Source organism: Rhizobium sp. WSM1274 (genome assembly GCF_025200775.1).
Classification (GTDB): Bacteria; Pseudomonadota; Alphaproteobacteria; order Rhizobiales; family Rhizobiaceae; genus Rhizobium; species Rhizobium leguminosarum_I.
This window is the reverse complement of record NZ_CP104138.1, coordinates 2347855-2365579: the sequence shown is the minus strand read 5'-3', so window position 1 is coordinate 2365579 and position 17725 is coordinate 2347855. Positions and strand designations below refer to the sequence as shown.

The window sequence follows — 17725 nt, the reverse complement described above, 5'->3', positions numbered from 1 at the left end:
GTCTGTTTAGATGGTCGCTAGCTCCATGACCGAAACGTCGTTTGCCTGGTCACGATTGAGAATCCCCGCCTGCTTGCCTTGCGCAAGCACGAGAATGCGATTGGAGACTCCAAGAACTTCTTCGAGGTCAGAGCTTACGACGATGACCGCGACGCCCTGTTTGGCAAGATTGACGATGATGTCGTAGATGCCCGCTCGGGCGCCGACGTCGATGCCCCTCGTCGGTTCGTCGAGCACGACGACCTTGGGATCGCGCATGAGCCACTTCGCGATCACGACCTTCTGCTGATTGCCGCCGGACAGGTCCGAGGCGTACTGTTCAGCACGGCCCTTTACGCCGAACTTGGCAACTGCTTTTTCTGCAAAGGAGCGTTTGACGCGCGGCGTGATCCAACCGCCGCCGAGTTTGTCAAGATTGGCATAGATAATGTTCTCGCTGATCCGGTGCCCGACGATCAGGCCCTGCTCCTTGCGGTCTTCCGGAACCATCACGATACCCTTGGCGATCGCGTCCGCCGGATCGCGCAGCCTCAGTTCCTCGCCTTCCAGCTTGATCGAACCAGCACTGATTGGATCTGCTCCCGAAATCGCACGCACCAGTTCGGTGCGGCCGGCGCCGACCAATCCGGCGATGCCCAGAATTTCCCCGGCGCGGACCTCGAAGGTAACGTTACGGAACGCGTTGTCCGGCGAGCTCAACCCGGACACCTGGAGTACCGGACGATCTGTCGGAACCGGCAGGGTAGGGAACAAGCGGTCAAGCGGGCGCCCGACCATGCTCTCGACAATCGTTCGCACCGGGGTGGCGCTGTCGGAGAATTCCTGCACCCGCTCGCCGTCACGAAGAACGACGATCCGGTCGGTTATCTGCTTGATCTCTTCCATGCGGTGGGAAATATAGACGATGCCGACGCCTTCTGAGCGAAGCTTCCGAACCTGTTCGAAGAGAGCTTCCGTCTCCGCTCCGCCAAGGGCGGCTGTCGGCTCATCGAGGATCAGGAGTTTTGCGTTGAGAGCCAGCGCCTTGGCGATCTCGATGAGTTGCTGATTCGCCGTGGAAAGGCCGGCGACCGTCCGCGTTGCAGGAATGCGAAGGTTCAAGCGAGCGAGCTGGTCCTGGGCCCGGCGAACCATCTGGGCGCGGTCGACGACGCCGTTCTTCATCGGCCAGCGTCCGATGAAGACGTTTTCCGCGATCGACAGCTGCGGCAGCAGCTGCAGTTCCTGATGTATCAGGACAACGCCCTTGTCGATGGCTTCCCTTGGAGTGGCCGGGGCATAAGGCTGCCCCAGCCATGTCATTGATCCTTCGGAGGGCGAGCGTGACCCGGCAATGATGCCCGACAACGTCGACTTGCCCGCTCCGTTTTCACCGAGAAGTGCAACCACTTCGCCGGGGTAAACGTCCAAGCTGACATCCTTCAGAACCTGGAGTGGCCCATACCATTTGGATATGCCCCTCAGGGAAAGAACGGGATCAGTCATTGGCACACCTCCTCAAGACCTCGACTTCATTACGGATGGCTGGCGATGAAGCCTGCGACGTTTTCCTTGGTTGTCAGCGTGGCGTCCATAAGCTGCACCGGCGGTACTTTTTCTCCGGCGACAAGCTTGGCGGCATTTTCGACCGCATCGCGGCCCATCTTCTGCGTCTGCTGTGTCGCCGTTACGTTGAAGACGCCCTTGCTCAGCGCTTCGAGAGCCGCTGTGTCGCCATCGAAGCCGCCGACCACGATCTTCTGCGACGGATTGGCGACCTTGATCGCCTGGGCGGCGCCAAGTGCGAGGCCGTCGGCCTGCGCGAACACGATGGAAACGTCAGGATTTGCCTGCAGCATATTCTGCATGATCTGGAAGCCTTCGTCCTGGCTCCAGATGTTTGAGAACTGTTCGGCGACAACCTTGACGTCCGGATATGCCTTGAGAGATTCAGCGCAGCCCTTCGAGCGGTCGACTTCCGGCGTCGTGCCCTTCTGGCCGTGGATGATGACCATCTTCCCCTTGCCGCCGGCTTCCTTCAGGATGTAGTCGCAGACGGCCTTGGCAGACGCGACGGAATCCGTTGCAAGGAAGGTATCGCCGGGTGCTCCCTCGGCGTTGCGGTCGACGTTCACGACCGGAATACCGGCGCTCTTTGCGAGTTTGACCGGAACGGTCGCAGCCGCCGCGCCGGCCGGAATGTAGATCAGCGCGTCGATTTTCTGGGTCAGAAGATCCTGGATCTGGTTGACCTGCGTCGGCCCGTCGCCCTTCGCGTCGACGGTGATGACTTCGATGCCGCGCTTCTTGGCTTCGGCTTCGACCGATTGCTTGATCTGGTTGAAAAAGTTTGCCTGAAGGTTGGCAACGGCCAGGCCGAGCTTCTTCAGTTCCGCCGCGTGTACGGGGCCGAGCGTGAGGCCGAGCAGTGCAGCGGACGCGAGCATGGTGCGCGCTATTTTCATTATATTTTCCTCCGTTGTTTGATGGAACCCTCGGGTATGTCCTCCCCCTCGGGGTATTGATCCGCCCCAAATTTTGGGGCGGAATTCCGGGTCTGCCAACGCGGCGGACCCCGCTCGTCAGGCGCGACGCCGACGAATAGTCTCTGCGCCGACCGCGAGCACGATGACGATGCCGATGATCACCTGCTGCAGGAACGGCGAGACGTTGAGAAGGTTGAGACCGTTGCGAAGCACACCGATGATAAGAACGCCGATCAGCGTTCCACCGATGCCGCCCGCGCCGCCGGAGAGCGAAGTCCCGCCGATGACGACCGCAGCGATGGTGTCCAGTTCATAGCCCAGACCACTGGACGGCTGGACGGAATCCAGCCGTGCGGCGAGCACGATGCCTGCGAGCCCCGCAAGGACGGCACTGACGACATAGACGGCTATCGTCACGAGCGGGACGTTGATACCAGCCAGGCGCGCGACTTCGGCGTTTCCGCCCACCGCATAGAGCATGCGACCTTCGGACCGGAAGTGCAGGAAAAGCCACGCGGCAAGAACAACCGCAAGCATGAGGAATACCGTGGCAGTCATGATGCCGAAATGGCGATCGATGGCTAGCATCATGAACCAGTCGGGGAATCCGACGATCTGCTGACCGTCCGTGATCATGTTTGCAACGCCGCGAGCCGCGGACATCATCGCAAGAGTGGCAATAAAGGCTGGAACCCGGAACTGCGTCACCAGAAGTCCTACGATCAGGCCTGATACCGCTGAGGCGATGAGAGCAAAAGCGATCCCGACGGGCAGCGGTAGGCCGGCGACGTTGGCGGTCCAGCCCATGACCATCATCGCGAGCGCGAGTGCCGAGCCGACGGAAAGATCGATGCCGCCGATCAGGATGACGAACGTCATTCCCACCGCCATGATGCCGAGAACAGTGATCTGGTCGAGGATGTTGAGGCCGTTTCGAACCGAAAGAAACGTATCTGTGCTGAGGCTCAGAAAGACGCACAGTGCGAGCAGTCCGACGAGGGGGCCGGTAGCTCCCTTGAGCTTGCTCAGCCAAGCTCCGGACGAAAGCCTCTGTTCATTGATATCGAGCGCCACCATTGCTCCTCCCTATGCGTAGGCTTGTATCCGATATTTGCTCAGGGTAGAATAATTATTCATGCCTGCTGGAAAATTCATTAACAACTTGCTATCCGGCTGTCAATAAGCTTTCTTCGGGCATGTGCTCTTAGGAGCGTCTTAAGGGGCTTGACTAATCGGCTTGTTGTGCAAAAATATTGATAATTGAATATTTATGCACGGAGGAATTTATGGATCTGAGAGAACTTGAGCGCATCGCCCGCCAGGTCCGATTGCGCGATCTCCAGGCGGTCTTTGAAGCGGGCGCCGGCCATATTGGCGGCGAGATGTCGGTCATCGACATTTTGACGGCTCTCTATTTTCGTGTGCTGAATGTCTGGCCGGATCAGCCCAAACATCCCGACCGCGACAGGTTCGTTCTTTCTAAGGGGCATACGGCATGCGCGCTGTATGTAACGCTCGCAAAACGCGGCTTCATCGCGGAGGATGAGATTTCCTCCTTCTTGAAGCCGCATTCGAGGCTGAACGGGCATCCAAATTGCAACAAGGTTCCTGGCGTCGAAACGAATACCGGGCCGCTCGGCCACGGTCTTCCGGTCGCAGTAGGAATGGCGATAGCCGCCAAGCTCTCAGGCGCGAAATATCGCACCTATGTCGTCACCGGCGACGGTGAGATGCAGGAGGGCTCAAACTGGGAAGCGATCATGGCGGCAGCTCAGTTCAAGCTCGATAACTTGACGTTGATCATCGATCACAACAGGTTCCAGCAGGGCGCTGCCCTGGCCGAAACCAACGATCTCGCCCCGCTTCGTCCGAAGCTTGAAGCGTTCGATTGGGAAGTTAGCGAAATCAACGGAAACAATATGAGCGAAATCGTTCCGGCTCTCGAACACCGCGGGTCAAGACCGCATTGCATCGTTGCCCATACCAACAAGGGCCATGGAATATCGTTCATGCAGGACCGGGTCGACTGGCACCACAAGGTACCGAGTAAGGAACAATACGAAATTGCGTTGGCAGAATTGTCGGAGGCACTGTAATGAATGCGCCAATAAACCCACCCAAGCTCTACGATTGCCGCGACGCATTCGCTGCTACGCTTGACCGGCTGGCAGCCGAAAACGAAACCATCGTTGCCGTCTGCAACGACTCCGTGGGTTCCTCCAAGCTCGGCGGCTTCAAGGCGAAGTATGCAGAGCGCCTCGTCAATGTCGGCATCGCAGAGCAGAACATGGTGGGGGTTGGAGCAGGCCTCGCCAACGGCGGACGCCTTCCATTCGTGTGCGCCGCCGCTCCGTTTCTCACGGGACGGTCGCTGGAGCAGATCAAGGCCGATATTTCGTATTCGAATGCCAACGTCAAACTGGTCGGCATTTCTTCCGGAATGGCGTATGGCGAACTCGGCCCGACCCATCACTCGATCGAAGACTTCGCCTGGCTGCGGGTTCTGCCTAATCTTCCGGTCATTGCGCCTTGTGACCGCATCGAAACGGCTGCTGCGGTTGAGTGGGCCGCGGCCTACAACGGCCCCTGTTTTCTGCGTCTGTCTCGTGTGGGTGTGCCGGATCTCCTTCCGGAGGGTCACAAGTTCGAACTCGGCAAGGCAAATCTCCTTCGCCAGGGTTCCGACGTCACCCTTATCGCCAATGGCACTTTGACTCATCGCATCTTGAAGGCTGCCGAGATCCTCGCAGACCGCGGCATCAACGCCAGGGTGCTCAATCTTGCAACGGTTCGTCCGATCGACGAGGAGGCTATCATAGCAGCGGCGAAGGAAACCGGAGCGATCGTCACAGCCGAAGAGCATTCGATCTTTGGCGGGCTCGGTTCCGCGGTAGCCGAAGTGGTGGTCGACAATGCCCCGGTCCCGATGAAACGTCTCGGAGTTCCCGGGGTCTATGCCCCGACCGGTTCGGCAGAGTTTCTGCTCGACGAATTCGGAATGGCGCCGTCCGCAATCGCCGACGCCGCGCAGTCGTTGATCAGGCGCAAGTAAAATCGCGCGACTTTTGTTCTTATGCAATTCCGGACGGAAAACCGCTTGGCACTTTTCCTGGAATTGCTCTAGCCGGGACGCTTTTTGTCGCCTCGGCCGCCACCTGATCTGGGGAGGATAGAATGCGGGCAATTCTGGCAATCGACCAGGGTACGACCAATTCAAAGGCAGTTCTGGTTTCCGAAAACGGAGAAATCGTCGGCAGAGGTTCGGCTGCTGTCGGCATTTCCTATCCGAAGCCTGGTTGGGTCGAACAAGACCCACGCAGGCTCTACGCATCGGTCCGCGAAGCGATCGACGCCTGCCTGAAGGCCAGTCCCGATGTGGCTATCGAGGCGGTGGCCATTTCCAACCAGCGCGAATCTGTCACTGCCTGGGACGCCAAAACGGGAGACGCGCTTGGACCGGTGGTAAGCTGGCAGTGCCGTCGTACGGCACAGGATTGCGAGCGTCTCATTGCCGAAGGCCACCTTGACCGTGTGCAGGCGCTCACAGGCCTGCCATTGGATCCGATGTTTCCGGGTTCGAAATTCCGATGGCTGCTCGACCGTATTCCGGCCGGGCGATCGGTGCGGCTGGGAACGGTCGACAGTTGGCTCGTCCACTGCCTGACCGGCGGGCGTCGGCATGTTTGCGACGCTTCCAATGCCGCCAGGAGCCAGTTGTTCGATCTCCAGGAGCAGAGATGGAGCGATGAACTTGGCGAGATCTTCGGCGTCGATATCGCGCTCTTGCCCAAGGTGCTCGACAGTTCTGCCGATTTCGGCCGAACGCAAGGATTGCCTGGGGTGCCGGATGGCACTCCGATCATGGCGGCGATCGGAGACAGCCACGCAGCCCTGTTCGGTCATGGAGCATTCAAGCCGGGCGACGGAAAGGTGACCTTTGGAACCGGCTCTTCGGTCATGACGACGCTGCCGCGATTCATTCCCCCACGCAACGGCGTCACAACCACCGTCGCATGGCGTATCGAGGGAAAGCCGACTTTCGCTTTCGAAGGCAATATTCTCGTCTGCGCCGCCAGTCTTCCCTGGATGGCGGAGATTCTCGGCTTGGCGGATGTGGCGGCCCTTGTCGAACTTGCGGCGAGCGCTGAGCCGGGCGGACCTGGCTTCGTGCCGGCATTCGTGGGACTGGGCGCACCCTATTGGAAGTCCGACGTCCGTGCTCTGTTCTCCCAGATCAACTTCAATACGACACGTGCGCAAATGGCTCGGTCGGTCACAGACTCCATCGCTTTTCAGGTGCATGACGTGATCGCGGCCATGCGGGCACAGAGCGGCGGCGCGCTTGGCGCGCTCTATGTGGATGGCGGACCGAGCCAGAACCGCTTTCTGATGCAGTGTGTCTCGAACCTCATCGAACATCCGGTGATCCAATGCGAAGCACCCGAGGCGTCAGCTTTGGGCGCTGCTTACCTGGCGGGGCTTTCGCTCGGCCTATGGAGCGATCTTCAGACCGTCGCGGAGTTGCCGCGAAACACTGAGATCATTGAGCCGCAACCCGTGGATCGCGCGCTGCTTCTCGATACCTGGAATGATGCGCTTGCCCGCTCGACGGTCCGCGAAACAAAGGCTAAAGGTGAATAAAAATTCACTCTGGGAATAGCGATGACTCGCCTTAACGAACTCCGCCTGATTTCAAGGGTCGCCCAGATGTACCATATGGAGGGACGGCGACAGGCGGAGATCGCACAGCACCTTCGCCTGTCGCAGGCGACGGTGTCGCGCATGCTTAAGCGTGCCGAGGCCGAAGATATCGTGCGAACCAGCGTGATCCCTCCCGCCGGCACCTACAGCGAGCTCGAGGGCGCGCTTCGCGAGAAATACGATCTGCCGGAGGCGATCGTCGTTGAGTGCACGGAAGATCGGGACGGAGCGATCATGGCCCGTATCGGCGAGGCAGCGGCTCATCTCTTGGAGGTGACCCTTGCGCCAGGGGAGATCATCGGCGTTTCGAGTTGGAGCCAGACCATTTTCAAGATGGTCGAGAACATTCATCCTCAGAAGAGCGCTCAGGCGAAATACGTCGTCCAGACCCTTGGAGGCATGGGGGATCCTTCAGTGCAGACGCATGCGACGCAGCTTACCACGCGGCTTGCACGGCTGACCGGCGCCGAGCCGAAACTGCTTCCCGTGCAGGGCGTTACCTCGTCCAGAGAGGCAAAGCTTCTGATGCAGGCCGACCCGTTCGTCCGCGAGACGATTGACCTGTTCGGCAGCATAACGCTTGCGATAGTCGGAATCGGAGCAGTCGAACCGTCCGAACTTCTCGCACGGTCCGGCAACATCTTTTCGTCCCGCGAACTGTCTGATCTCGCGGAAGCGGGAGCCGTCGGCGATATCTCCCTTCGCTTCTTCGATAAAAACGGCAAGCCGGTCAAGACACCCCTGGACGACCGAGTCATAGGCCTTCCACTTGAGGATCTCGAACGAGTGGACCGGGTCATTGCTCTTGCCGGCGGGTCCAAAAAGACCGACGCGATTGCAGGGGCGCTCCGCGTGGGAGTCATCGACATGCTTGTTACGGACAAGTTTACCGCGCAGCGATTGATTAGCTGACGAGCAGACTGTTGCCAGCCTCAATGCGCCGTCCCATCCACAATCACATGGTCGTACTCCATCGAGCATTTCTCGACCCGGGCCTCGACCCTGTAGATCTCGCGCAGCATCTCGGCGGTGACGACATCCCTTGGGGTGCCGCAGGCGTGCATGCGACCGTTGGCGATGACGAGGACCTTGTCGGCAAAGCGCAGTGCCTGGTTAAGATCGTGGATGGCGATCAGCACGATCATGCCCTTGGCGCGGGCCTGTCGGCGCATGAAGTCGAGGACCTCGACCTGGCGGTGGAGGTCGAGCGCGCTTGTGGGTTCGTCCATCAGCATGATCTCGGGTTCGCGGACCAGCGCCTGGGCGATCGAGACGAGCTGGCGCTGGCCACCGGAAAGCGCGCCGAGATCGCGGAAGGCGATGGCTGACATATCAAGCGCCTTCATGACCTCGTCGATGAAGCGCAGGTCGCTGTCGCTGACGGCCCAGGACTGACCCTGCTTGCGGGCGAGCAGGATGGATTCGTAGACCGTCAGCACCGCGTTGGCCGAGGTATCCTGCGGCATGTAGCTGATGGCGTTTTTCGTTTTCGATCCTTCGACGACGACATGGCCCGGCCCTTTGAGCAGACCGGTGATGCGCTTGAAGAGCGTCGACTTGCCGGCGGCGTTCGGGCCGATCACCGCGACGACCTCGCCCGATGTCATCATTGGCGTCGTCACGTCTTCGACGAAGAGTTTGCGGCCGTGATAGGCGCCGACCGATTGCAACTGAAGCGCTACCATGACCGGCTCCTGTTCGAGAGGATGAGCGAGAAGAAGAAGGGCACGCCGACCAGTGCGGTGATGATGCCGATCGGAAAGATGACGCCGGGGATGATCGACTTCGAGACGATCGAGGTCTGCGACATCAATAGCGCGCCCGACAGGATCGAGCCCGGCAGAAAAAAGCGCTGATCCTCGCCAAGAATCATGCGTGATATATGCGGCCCGACCAGGCCGACGAAACCGATGGTGCCGACGAAGCTGACGGGGACTGCGGCAAGCAGCGAGACCACCAGCATGGTCTGCAGCCGGATGCGGCGGACATTGACGCCGAAGCTTGCGGCCTTGTCCTCGCCAAGCCGGATCGCCGTCAGCGCCCAGGCGTTGCGGGCAAAGAGCGGCAACGCGATCAGCAAGACGGCGAGCGTCACCCAGATTTTCGGCCATGTGGCCTTGGTGAGGCTGCCCATCGTCCAGAAGACGACGGCCGACAGCGCCTGTTCTGAGGCGAGATATTGCAGGAAGGCGAGGGCCGCATTGAAGGTGAAAACGAGGGCAATGCCGAGCAGCACCACCGTCTGCACCGAGACGCCGCGGGCCTGCGAGACGAAATGGATGAAGAGCGTGGCGATCAGCGCCATGATGAAGGCATTGACCGGCACGAGCAGGCCGGCTGCAACAGGCAGAAGCGGAACGCTGGTGACGATCGCCAGCGCTGCGCCAAAGCTTGCCGCCGCCGAAATGCCGAGGGTGAAGGGGCTGGCGAGCGGATTGGCGAGGATCGTCTGCATCTGTGCGCCGGCGACGGAGAGCGAGGCGCCGACGACGATCGCCATCACCGCAACCGGCATGCGGATGTCCCAGACGACGGCCCGCACCTGATCCGAAACGGAGGAGGGGTCGAGGAGGGCGGCCACGACCTCACTTAGGCTGTAGCGGGCCGGGCCCCAGGCGAGATCGACGGCAACGGACAGGCAGAGTGCTGTCGTCATGGTGGCGAGGATCAGCAGCTTGCGCCGGGCGAGGGCACGGTAGCGCTCCCTCCCAGCTTCGGCTTCGATCGATAGTGCGGCGATCTCTGCCATTTCGGATTACCGACCCGCCTTGGCGTCGACCCAGTAACCCGGCTGGTAGGCGACCGGCAGGAATTTTTCGTGGAATTCCTTGAAGGTGGCATCCGGATCGAGATCGGCAAAGAGGTTGGGATGAAACCACTTGGCCAGTTGCTGAACGGCAACGAACTGATAGGGGCTGGTATAGAACTGGTGCCAGATCGCATGGACATTGCCGCCGGCAACCGCCCTGGAGCCGGTAAAAGCAGGGTTTTCCATCAGCGTGTTCAGCGACTTGCGGCTGTCGTCAAAGGTGGCGACGGCATTCGGGCCGACATTCACATAATCCTTGGCATTCTTGGTCTGGCTCCAGTTGGAGCCGGTGACGACGATGACATCGGGATTGGAGGCGACAACCTGCTCGGCATTGATCGAGCCGGTATAGCCCGGCAGGAAATCGGAGCCGAGATTGTGGCCGCCAGCCCAATCGACCATCAGGCCGAAATTATCGGGACCGAAGGTGCCGCAGCATTCCACGAGGCCGGCGGCGCGGTACATGAACACATTCGGCTTTGGCGGATTGGCCGCCTTCAGTCTGTCGGTGACGCGGGCCATCTGCTCTTTCCAGAAGCTGGCGACGGCTTCGGCGCGGTCCTCATGGCCGAAGATCTGGCCGAGGATCTTCAGGCTCGGCTCGGTGTTGGCGAGAATGTGCTCGCGGAAATCGATATAGACGATCTTCACGCCGATGCCGCTGAGCATCTCCTCGAGCTTCACCTCGTCGGCCGCCGTCTTGTTGCCGATCGGCAGCAGCAGCACGTCGGGATGCAGCTTGACGACCGTCTCGGTCTGCAGCGTGCCGTCCGTCAGGTTGCCGAGGAAGGGCAGGTCCTTGCCCTTGGGGAACTTCTCGACATAGGCGTTAAAACCGTCCTTGTCGGTGGTCCAGAGATCGTTGCGCCAGCCGACGATCTTGGCGAAGGGATCTTCCTTCTCGATGGGTGCTACGGCATAGAGCATGCGACCTTCCCCTAGGATCACACGCTCGACCGGCTTGTCGAAGGTCACTTCGCGGCCCGCGACATCCTTGACCGTGAAGGATTGCGCCCAGGCCGAAAGCGGCATCAAGCCGGCAATCGCAGCTGCGGAAACTGCGAGCATTTTCACGAAATTCATCTGGAAATTCCCCTGACGTCTGAATAATGTCCGCAGGCATAAGAAATATGACTTTGTGAATCAAGTTATATGTTTTAGAGCATTTCCAAACTGATCCGATGCCGGGGTGCCTCAGATGAATTCGATGAACACGAACTACTCCATCCGCGACGAAATCCGCGACTTTTGGTCGGAACGGGCGGCAACCTTCGACCAGAGCGTCGGCCATGAAATCTTTTCGGAAGCGGAGCGGAAGGGTTGGCAGCGGCTGATCCGAAAACATCTGGGCGAGGGCCAAGGGCGCGCTGCCCTCGATCTCGCTTGCGGCACCGCCGTCATCTCACATCTGATGCATGGTGCCGGCTTTGCGGTCACCGGCCTCGACTGGTCGGATGCGATGCTGGCGCAGGCACGCGCCAAGGCGAAGAAGCGCGGCACCGATATCCGCTTCGTCGCCGGCGACGCCGAAAACACCATGGAGCCCAAGGACAGCTACGACGTGATCACCAACCGCCATCTCGTGTGGACGCTGGTGGACCCGGCTTCAGCCTTCAAGGAATGGTTCTCGGTATTGAAGCCGGGCGGCAAGGTGCTGATCCTCGACGGCAATATGGGTAAGGAAACCTGGGTCAAGGGCCTGCAGAAGCTCTGGACGAAGGTGACCGGCAAACCGCCGGCGAGCCACATGTCGCCGGAGATGATGGCGCGGCACCAGAAGATCCGCTCACGCGTGCATTTCTCCAGCCAGATGGCGGCCGAAGCAGTCGTCGATCTTTTGCGCCAAGCCGGTTTTACGGATATCGTCATCGACCGCAAACTCGCCGACATCCATTGGGCGCAGGCGCGCAAGATGCCGTTCCTGCGCGGGCTGGAGCGCATGGTGCAGGACCGGTTTGCGATTTGTGCGCGTAAGCCTTGGTGATTGGCGCTGAAGGGCGAGGCGTGCTCCCTCTTCTCCCCAGCGGGGAGAAGGTGGCCCGCAGGGTCGGATGAGCATCTGTGTTTGGTGTCAAGGTGGATTTGGTGTCCAGATGCGGTTTTTGGTGATGAGGGTGTTTGCCAGGACGATGAGCTTTCTCATGACGGCGACGAGGACGACCTTATTGGGTTTTCCGACTTTCTTCAGCCTTGCGGCGAAGCGTGCGAGGTCCGGGTTGTGACGAGAGGCGGACAGGGCGGCCATGTAGATGGCGTTCCTGGGTGCTGGGCGTCCGCCCCTGATGGAGCGATGTCCGGCCCGCTCGCCACTTTCGCAGGCAATCGGCGCAAGGCCGGTCAGCATGGCGGCCTGCTTGCCGGAGCAGGCGCCAAGTTCGCAAAGGCCAGCGATCAGGCTTGCGGCGGTGACGGCTCCGATGCCAGGAATGGAGATGAGGATGTCGAGGCGGCGGCGCATCTCGAGATCGGCGCAGATGCTGCGCTCGATCTCGGCGTCCAGTCTTGCGATATGGGTGTCGAGCGCGGCAAGCCGGCGCGTCAGTTCCTTGCGCAGGAAAGCGGTCACGGCCGTCTTCATCCGGTTGGACAGGGCGGTGCGTTCGCCATTGGCGGCAGATCGGGCATTGACCAGTTCCTGCAGGGTTTCCAGCGCTTGGTCCGGCGGTGGGGTCTGTGCGGGCTTGAGGGCTTCTCCCATGATGGCCAGAAACCGCGCATCGAGCCGATCGGTCTTGGCGAGAAAGCCGCAGGCTTTGGCAAACAGCCGGGCGCGCAGCGGATCGACGACCGACACGTAAAAGCCATCGGCATGCAGCGAGCGCTGGACGGCGCGATGCCACTTGCCGGTCGCTTCCATGACGATACGCAGCGCCGAGCGCGGCATCTGGTCAAGCGCATCGAGCTCCCGCTTGAGGCGGCGCAGGCCGGCCGTGTCGTTGGTCACCCGAAAACTGCGGCCGAGAGGATGCAGATGAATGTCCAGCCACTCTTTACAGACATCGATGCCGACATAAACTGTCGCCATCGCGGTGCGTTCGGACGATACCTTGCCTTGCATACGGGACCTGCTCCCCACTATCTGTTCAGGACAAACGCGAAGGACGGGCGGACCAGGCTCATCCCCGGTTCACGCCAAGGGGGTTACGGTCCCGCCCGTCCGACCCCTGGGGGATGGCCATCCCCCAGGGGTCGCACCCATCATCAACGGATGCAGTTTGAACATGCAAGGGGGCCACTCGGCACAGCGTTGATTGCCCTTCGCTTGCGCTCAGCGCATTCGCGGCTTCGCCGCTCACCCCCTTCATCTGCCCTAAAGGGCATCTTCTCCCCGCTGGGAGAATAGGGAGCAAGCCGCACCGTACCCCGGCCCTTCGCATGGCTCTGGGCGTTCGGCGCTGCAATCGATTCACTGGATCGATTGCTCCCGCTTTGCGGGACCGCTTCTCACCCTCCGGTGACACTCATATGCCTGGCCACCGCCGGGCGATTGTGTGTGCGGTCGATGATGAAGTCGTGGCCTTTGGGTTTGCGGGTGATGGCCTCGTCGATGGCGGCGTGGAGGAGGGCGTCGTCTTCGGTGGCGCGGAGTGCGGCGCGGAGATCGGCGGCGTCGTTCTGGCCGAGGCACATATAGAGCGTGCCGGTGCAGGTGAGGCGGACGCGGTTGCAGCTTTCGCAGAAATTATGGGTCATCGGGGTGATGAAGCCGAGGCGGCCGCCGGTTTCTTCGACCCTGACGTAACGGGCCGGGCCGCCGGTCTGGTAATCGATGTCCGCAAACGTGAACTGCTCTTCGAGATTAGCGCGCAGCTTTGAAAGCGGCAGGTACTGGTCGGTGCGGTCTTCTTCGATTTCGCCCATCGGCATGGTTTCGATGACGGTCAAATCCATGCCGCGGCCATGGGCGAAGCGCAGAAGCTCCGACATCTCGGCATCGTTGAAATCCTTCAGCGCCACGGCGTTGAGCTTGATCTTCAGCCCGGCTTTCTGAGCCGCGTCGATGCCTTCCATGACCTTGGCGAAATCACCCCAACGGGTGATCTTGCGGAACTTGTCGGGGTCGAGCGTATCCAGCGAGACGTTGATCCGGCGCACGCCGCAATCATAGAGCTCCTCGGCATGGCGCGAAAGCTGTGAGCCGTTGGTGGTCAGCGTCAATTCGTCGAGGCCGGCACCGATCTTCTGGCCGAGCTGGCGAACCAGATACATGATGTTCTTGCGCACCAGCGGCTCGCCGCCGGTCAGCCTGATCTTGCTGACACCCTTGGCGATGAAGGCGGAACAGAGCCGGTCGAGCTCTTCCAGCGTCAAGAGATCCTTCTTCGGCAGGAAGGTCATATTCTCAGCCATGCAATAGGTGCAGCGGAAATCGCAGCGGTCGGTGACGGAGACACGGAGATAGGTGACCGCCCGCCCGAAGGGGTCGATCATCGGGTGCGCACCTGCCACCAGCGGCGATGCATTGCCTATCGTTCCAACTCTGGTGTTCACCTGTATCTCCGTACTCCCATCAATGTGGACATATGCTATTGTCGCGTCAAGGGAAACAGCCCGCGCGAGCATACCAATTTCAGCTTGCGCCGAAAAAGATCAGCGCCTACTCCTCGCATGAGAAGAGGACAAAATGATGAGCGATATCTGGCCGACCGAACTTCGCGTCTCGAAAGACAGGCAGCGGCTGGTGGTAACCTTCGATGACGGTCAGAGCTTCGACCTGTCGGCTGAGCTCTTGCGCGTTCTGTCGCCCTCGGCCGAGGTGCAGGGCCACGGGCCAGGACAGAAGGTGACGGTGCCGGGCAAACGCAATGTCGCGATCATCTCGATGATGCCGACCGGCAATTACGCGGTCCGCATCGGCTTCGACGACATGCACGATACCGGCATCTACACCTGGAACTATCTGCGCGAACTCGGTGAACGGGGTGCTGAGCTATTTTCCGCCTATGAGGATGAGCTCCGCGAAAAGGGCATGAACCGCGATACGGCGGAAAAGCCGCGCTGAGCGCCGCTACACTTTCAATCCACGCATAATCCAGCCATCGGGGGCCATATGGCGAAGACGAACGGAAAGAACTGGCTGCGCGCCAAGGGCAGCGCCAGCGGCAGCAAGGTGACCTTTCTCGAACTGTTCTTCGACCTGGTCTTCGTCTTTTCGATCTCGCAGCTCTCGCATGCGCTCGCCGCCCACTACACGCCGCTCGGTGCCGCCGAAGCGGCGCTGATGACCTTCGCCGTCTGGTGGGTGTGGATCTTCACCGCCTGGGTGACGAACTGGCTCGATCCGGACAAAATGCCGGTGCGCGGCATGCTGGTGGCGCTGATGATGCTCGGGCTGCTGCTGTCTGCCTCCATCCCCGAGGCCTTCGGCGACAAGGGGTTGCTATTTGCCGGCGCCTATGTGGCGATGCAGGTCGGGCGCTCGCTGTTTACGACCTATGCGATGACGCGCGTCGACCGCCCCAACACGCTGAATTTCGTCCGCATCAGCACCTGGCTCGTGGTTGCCGGGGTCTTCTGGATTGCTGGCGGGCTGCTCGAGCATGAAGCCCGGCTGATCGCCTGGGTGATTGCGCTGGCGATCGAATATGCCGGGCCGGCCGCGGGCTTTGCCGTGCCCGGGCTCGGGCGCTCGACGGCGCGGGACTGGGACGTTTCCGGCGCGCATATGGCCGAACGCTGCGCGCTCTTTGTCATCATCTGCCTCGGCGAAGCGATCCTCGTTTCCGGCCGAACCTTTTCGGAGCTGCCGTTCTCCGGGCTGACCAGCGTCGTCTTCGTCACCGGCTTCGTCGGCACGGTCGCCATGTGGTGGCTCTATTTCCGCTTCGGCCACGGGCGCGCCGCCCACCGCATCGAGCATGAAGAGACGCCGGGCAGCTTGGCGCGTCTGGCCTTCACCTATGGCCATATCCCGATCCTTGCCGGCATTATCGTCCATGCAGTGGCGGTCGAGTTCATGTTCTCGCATCCGCACGAGACCGGCAATCTCGGTATCGCCGCGGCCGTGCTCGGCGGCTCCGGCCTGTTCCTGATCGGCAATCTCTGGTTCAAGGGCGCGACCAGCGGCCAGCTGCCGCTATCGCATCTTGCCGGCCTGGTCCTTCTGATCCTGCTCGCCTTCGCCGCACCTTTCATCGAGGTTTATCTGATGGGCATTCTGGCGACGCTCGTGCTGATTATCGTCGCCGCTTGGGAATATCGCTCGCTGACCGGTACGGCGGCGGCGCCGACGCTGCATTGAACATCAGTCCTCGTCACGCAGATCTTTCAGCAGCATGGTGATGATCCGCTCCATCGAATCGGCGGTCGCCGTGCATTGCTCTATCGGCTCGTCCGACAGAACGCGGTCGATGAGGCCGGTCTGGATTGCCATGGCTTCTTCACTCAGCTTTCGACCGTCCGGCGTCAAATAGAGGCGCAGCACGCGCTTGTCGCGCTCGTCATCGCGGCGGAGGATCAGACCGCGCTTCTCCATCTGCGGCAGCAGCATGCTCATATTGGAGCGGCCGACCAGCAGCTTGCGCGCCAGCTCCTGCTGGGAGATGCCCTCGAAACGATAGAGATTGACAAGGATATCGAGGTGCGGCGGCTTGATGTCGAGATCGGCAAGCGAGCGGGCAAGAGATTGTTGCATCAGCTGGCAGGCGCGAGCCACCGCGATCCAGCTGCGAAAACGCGGATGATCCCAGGGAAGGGATTGATTTTTGTTCATCGTTGTACTTTATTGTTCAGTGTTGAACAGTCTTTTGGAATCCCACTATGGCAAACTTTGCGCTTGACGTCACCCGCCTCGGGTTTTCGGCTCTGCAGGCGATTTCGCCCGATCTGGCAGGCAGAGCGGCGTTCCAGCTGTTTTGCCGGACGCCATCGGCAAAGCCGAAGGGAGCAAAGGCGAAGGCAGCGCATGCGGCGGGTGCGGCCCGGCTTGCCGGCGCCGAATGCTTCACCCTCAGGCTTGCCGGCGGGCGCCAAGCGCATGCCTACCGGCTGAACGGCGGAGCGAGAGGCAAGCGCCAGCGCTATCTGGTGACCCATGGCTGGGGATCGAGCGCGGCATATATGGCCGAACTCGTCTCGATGCTTGCGGCAACGGGCGCGGAGGTCGTGGCACTCGATTTTCCCGGCCACGGCCGTTCCGGCGGGCGCTTCCTGCATATGGGGCTCGCGGTCGAGACGATCGCGGCGGCCGAGGAGCGCTTCGGCGCCTTCGATGCGACGATCGGTCATTCCTTCGGCGGCGCGGCGCTCATGGTCTCGGCAGCGGAGCTGCTGCCTCGCGTGGCGCCTGTCAGCGGTGAGCGCCTGGTGCTGATCGGTGCGCCGAGCGAGATGGGCTGGCTGTTTACCGACTTCGGCCGGATGGTCGGTCTTCGCTCTGCGGCGCAAGCGGCACTGGAGAACGAGGTCCACCGAGTCACCGGACGGAGGCTTGAAGACTTCGACGCCGGCGAAGCGGCGGGCGAGATCGGCCGCCCGGTGCTCGTCATCCATGCCGAGGACGACAAGGAGGTGTCGCCTCTCCATGCCAGGCGCTATGGCGCGGCGGGAAGGGGCGTTCGGCTGTTCTGGGCGAACGGCTTCGGCCACCGGCGCATCGTCGGCGCCGCGCCGGTTCTTGCCGCGATCGCGGCGTTTCTCGACGGCAATCGGGAAGCTGGTGAAGCGCCTGATGAAAACATCAAAAATGATGCGGAGATCATTCCGTTTTTTGAGCTTCCGGCAAGGCGCGCAGCATTGTAGCGTCCGTCGC

Annotated in this window: 17 protein-coding genes; 8 read left to right on the top strand and 9 right to left on the bottom strand. The window is 61.0% G+C overall.

Translation table 11 applies throughout. The annotated features are described in order from the left end of the window. Positions 1–6: 6 nt before the first annotated feature. From N2600_RS11935 to N2600_RS11925, 3 genes are all read right to left on the bottom strand, one after another. Entirely contained in the window at positions 7–1485 is a 1479-nt protein-coding gene (locus N2600_RS11935) for a sugar ABC transporter ATP-binding protein (RefSeq protein WP_170282214.1), read from the bottom strand. Positions 1486–1514: 29 nt separating this feature from the next. Further along, positions 1515–2444: a sugar ABC transporter substrate-binding protein gene (locus tag N2600_RS11930; RefSeq protein WP_170261055.1), complete on the bottom strand. Its 930-nt coding sequence runs from the start codon at positions 2442–2444 to the stop codon at positions 1515–1517. A 117-nt stretch (positions 2445–2561) separates the two neighbouring features. Beyond that, positions 2562–3542 carry an ABC transporter permease gene (locus N2600_RS11925; protein ID WP_017964581.1) on the bottom strand — a complete coding sequence of 327 codons (981 nt, stop codon included), beginning with the start codon at positions 3540–3542 and terminating at the stop codon, positions 2562–2564. Positions 3543–3751: 209 nt separating this feature from the next. On the opposite strand from N2600_RS11925, the gene N2600_RS11920 reads away from it, so the two are divergent. The 4 genes from N2600_RS11920 (at position 3752) to N2600_RS11905 (ending at position 8078) form a co-directional block, all read left to right on the top strand. Then, a complete protein-coding gene (locus N2600_RS11920; RefSeq protein ID WP_260298803.1) occupies positions 3752–4561 on the top strand; it encodes a transketolase in 810 nt (269 codons plus the stop codon). Beyond that, entirely contained in the window at positions 4561–5517 is a 957-nt protein-coding gene (locus N2600_RS11915; RefSeq protein WP_260298802.1) for a transketolase family protein, read from the top strand. The genes N2600_RS11920 and N2600_RS11915 overlap by 1 nt, the downstream gene beginning before the upstream one ends. Positions 5518–5639: 122 nt before the next feature. Next, positions 5640–7106, top strand: coding sequence for an FGGY family carbohydrate kinase (locus N2600_RS11910; RefSeq protein WP_260298801.1), 1467 nt, complete (start codon positions 5640–5642; stop codon positions 7104–7106). Between the two features lie 21 nt (positions 7107–7127). Beyond that, positions 7128–8078, top strand: a complete 951-nt coding sequence (locus N2600_RS11905) for a sugar-binding transcriptional regulator (RefSeq protein ID WP_017964577.1) — start codon at positions 7128–7130, stop codon at positions 8076–8078. A 20-nt stretch (positions 8079–8098) separates the two neighbouring features. On the opposite strand, the gene N2600_RS11900 is transcribed toward N2600_RS11905, so the two are convergent. From N2600_RS11900 to N2600_RS11890, 3 genes are read right to left on the bottom strand one after another with little or no spacing between them, the layout of a single operon-like run. Beyond that, positions 8099–8851, bottom strand: coding sequence for an ABC transporter ATP-binding protein (locus tag N2600_RS11900; RefSeq protein WP_260298800.1), 753 nt, complete (start codon positions 8849–8851; stop codon positions 8099–8101). After that, a complete protein-coding gene (locus N2600_RS11895; RefSeq protein ID WP_260298799.1) occupies positions 8845–9915 on the bottom strand; it encodes a FecCD family ABC transporter permease in 1071 nt (356 codons plus the stop codon). The genes N2600_RS11900 and N2600_RS11895 overlap by 7 nt, the downstream gene beginning before the upstream one ends. Positions 9916–9921: 6 nt before the next feature. Continuing rightward, entirely contained in the window at positions 9922–11058 is a 1137-nt protein-coding gene (locus tag N2600_RS11890) for an ABC transporter substrate-binding protein (protein ID WP_260298798.1), read from the bottom strand. Between the two features lie 115 nt (positions 11059–11173). Here N2600_RS11890 and N2600_RS11885 point away from each other — a divergent pair, with 115 nt between their 5' ends. Further along, positions 11174–11959 carry a class I SAM-dependent methyltransferase gene (locus N2600_RS11885; RefSeq protein ID WP_260298797.1) on the top strand — a complete coding sequence of 262 codons (786 nt, stop codon included), beginning with the start codon at positions 11174–11176 and terminating at the stop codon, positions 11957–11959. 87 nt (positions 11960–12046) lie between these two features. On the opposite strand, the gene N2600_RS11880 is transcribed toward N2600_RS11885, so the two are convergent. Next, complete coding sequence (locus N2600_RS11880) at positions 12047–13033, bottom strand: IS110 family transposase (RefSeq protein WP_260298796.1); 987 nt, start codon at positions 13031–13033, stop codon at positions 12047–12049. Between the two features lie 386 nt (positions 13034–13419). After that, positions 13420–14466: a GTP 3',8-cyclase MoaA gene (gene moaA / locus N2600_RS11875; RefSeq protein WP_260298795.1), complete on the bottom strand. Its 1047-nt coding sequence runs from the start codon at positions 14464–14466 to the stop codon at positions 13420–13422. A 136-nt stretch (positions 14467–14602) separates the two neighbouring features. Between moaA and N2600_RS11870 the strand changes: the two genes are divergently transcribed. Beyond that, positions 14603–14977, top strand: a complete 375-nt coding sequence (locus N2600_RS11870) for a gamma-butyrobetaine hydroxylase-like domain-containing protein (protein ID WP_222385192.1) — start codon at positions 14603–14605, stop codon at positions 14975–14977. Between the two features lie 48 nt (positions 14978–15025). Further along, entirely contained in the window at positions 15026–16216 is a 1191-nt protein-coding gene (locus tag N2600_RS11865) for a low temperature requirement protein A (protein ID WP_222385191.1), read from the top strand. 3 nt (positions 16217–16219) lie between these two features. On the opposite strand, the gene N2600_RS11860 is transcribed toward N2600_RS11865, so the two are convergent. Further along, positions 16220–16687 carry a MarR family winged helix-turn-helix transcriptional regulator gene (locus N2600_RS11860; protein ID WP_170261041.1) on the bottom strand — a complete coding sequence of 156 codons (468 nt, stop codon included), beginning with the start codon at positions 16685–16687 and terminating at the stop codon, positions 16220–16222. Between the two features lie 47 nt (positions 16688–16734). Here N2600_RS11860 and N2600_RS11855 point away from each other — a divergent pair, with 47 nt between their 5' ends. Next, positions 16735–17715 carry an alpha/beta hydrolase gene (locus tag N2600_RS11855; protein WP_260298794.1) on the top strand — a complete coding sequence of 327 codons (981 nt, stop codon included), beginning with the start codon at positions 16735–16737 and terminating at the stop codon, positions 17713–17715. Positions 17716–17725 lie beyond the last annotated feature (10 nt).

Bases quoted from the DNA above. Each gene is read 5' to 3' on its own strand.
- N2600_RS11935 (WP_170282214.1), bottom strand. From the start codon at position 1,485: ATGACTGATCCCGTTCTTTCCCTGAGGGGCATATCCAAATGGTATGGG.
- N2600_RS11920 (WP_260298803.1), top strand. From the start codon at position 3,752: ATGGATCTGAGAGAACTTGAGCGCATCGCCCGCCAGGTCCGATTGCGC.
- N2600_RS11890 (WP_260298798.1), bottom strand. From the start codon at position 11,058: ATGAATTTCGTGAAAATGCTCGCAGTTTCCGCAGCTGCGATTGCCGGC.
- N2600_RS11930 (WP_170261055.1), bottom strand. From the start codon at position 2,444: ATGAAAATAGCGCGCACCATGCTCGCGTCCGCTGCACTGCTCGGCCTC.
- N2600_RS11895 (WP_260298799.1), bottom strand. From the start codon at position 9,915: ATGGCAGAGATCGCCGCACTATCGATCGAAGCCGAAGCTGGGAGGGAG.
- N2600_RS11865 (WP_222385191.1), top strand. From the start codon at position 15,026: ATGGCGAAGACGAACGGAAAGAACTGGCTGCGCGCCAAGGGCAGCGCC.
- N2600_RS11900 (WP_260298800.1), bottom strand. From the start codon at position 8,851: ATGGTAGCGCTTCAGTTGCAATCGGTCGGCGCCTATCACGGCCGCAAA.
- N2600_RS11915 (WP_260298802.1), top strand. From the start codon at position 4,561: ATGAATGCGCCAATAAACCCACCCAAGCTCTACGATTGCCGCGACGCA.
- N2600_RS11925 (WP_017964581.1), bottom strand. From the start codon at position 3,542: ATGGTGGCGCTCGATATCAATGAACAGAGGCTTTCGTCCGGAGCTTGG.
- N2600_RS11905 (WP_017964577.1), top strand. From the start codon at position 7,128: ATGACTCGCCTTAACGAACTCCGCCTGATTTCAAGGGTCGCCCAGATG.
- N2600_RS11910 (WP_260298801.1), top strand. From the start codon at position 5,640: ATGCGGGCAATTCTGGCAATCGACCAGGGTACGACCAATTCAAAGGCA.
- N2600_RS11870 (WP_222385192.1), top strand. From the start codon at position 14,603: ATGAGCGATATCTGGCCGACCGAACTTCGCGTCTCGAAAGACAGGCAG.
- N2600_RS11860 (WP_170261041.1), bottom strand. From the start codon at position 16,687: ATGAACAAAAATCAATCCCTTCCCTGGGATCATCCGCGTTTTCGCAGC.
- N2600_RS11855 (WP_260298794.1), top strand. From the start codon at position 16,735: ATGGCAAACTTTGCGCTTGACGTCACCCGCCTCGGGTTTTCGGCTCTG.
- N2600_RS11880 (WP_260298796.1), bottom strand. From the start codon at position 13,033: ATGCAAGGCAAGGTATCGTCCGAACGCACCGCGATGGCGACAGTTTAT.
- N2600_RS11885 (WP_260298797.1), top strand. From the start codon at position 11,174: ATGAATTCGATGAACACGAACTACTCCATCCGCGACGAAATCCGCGAC.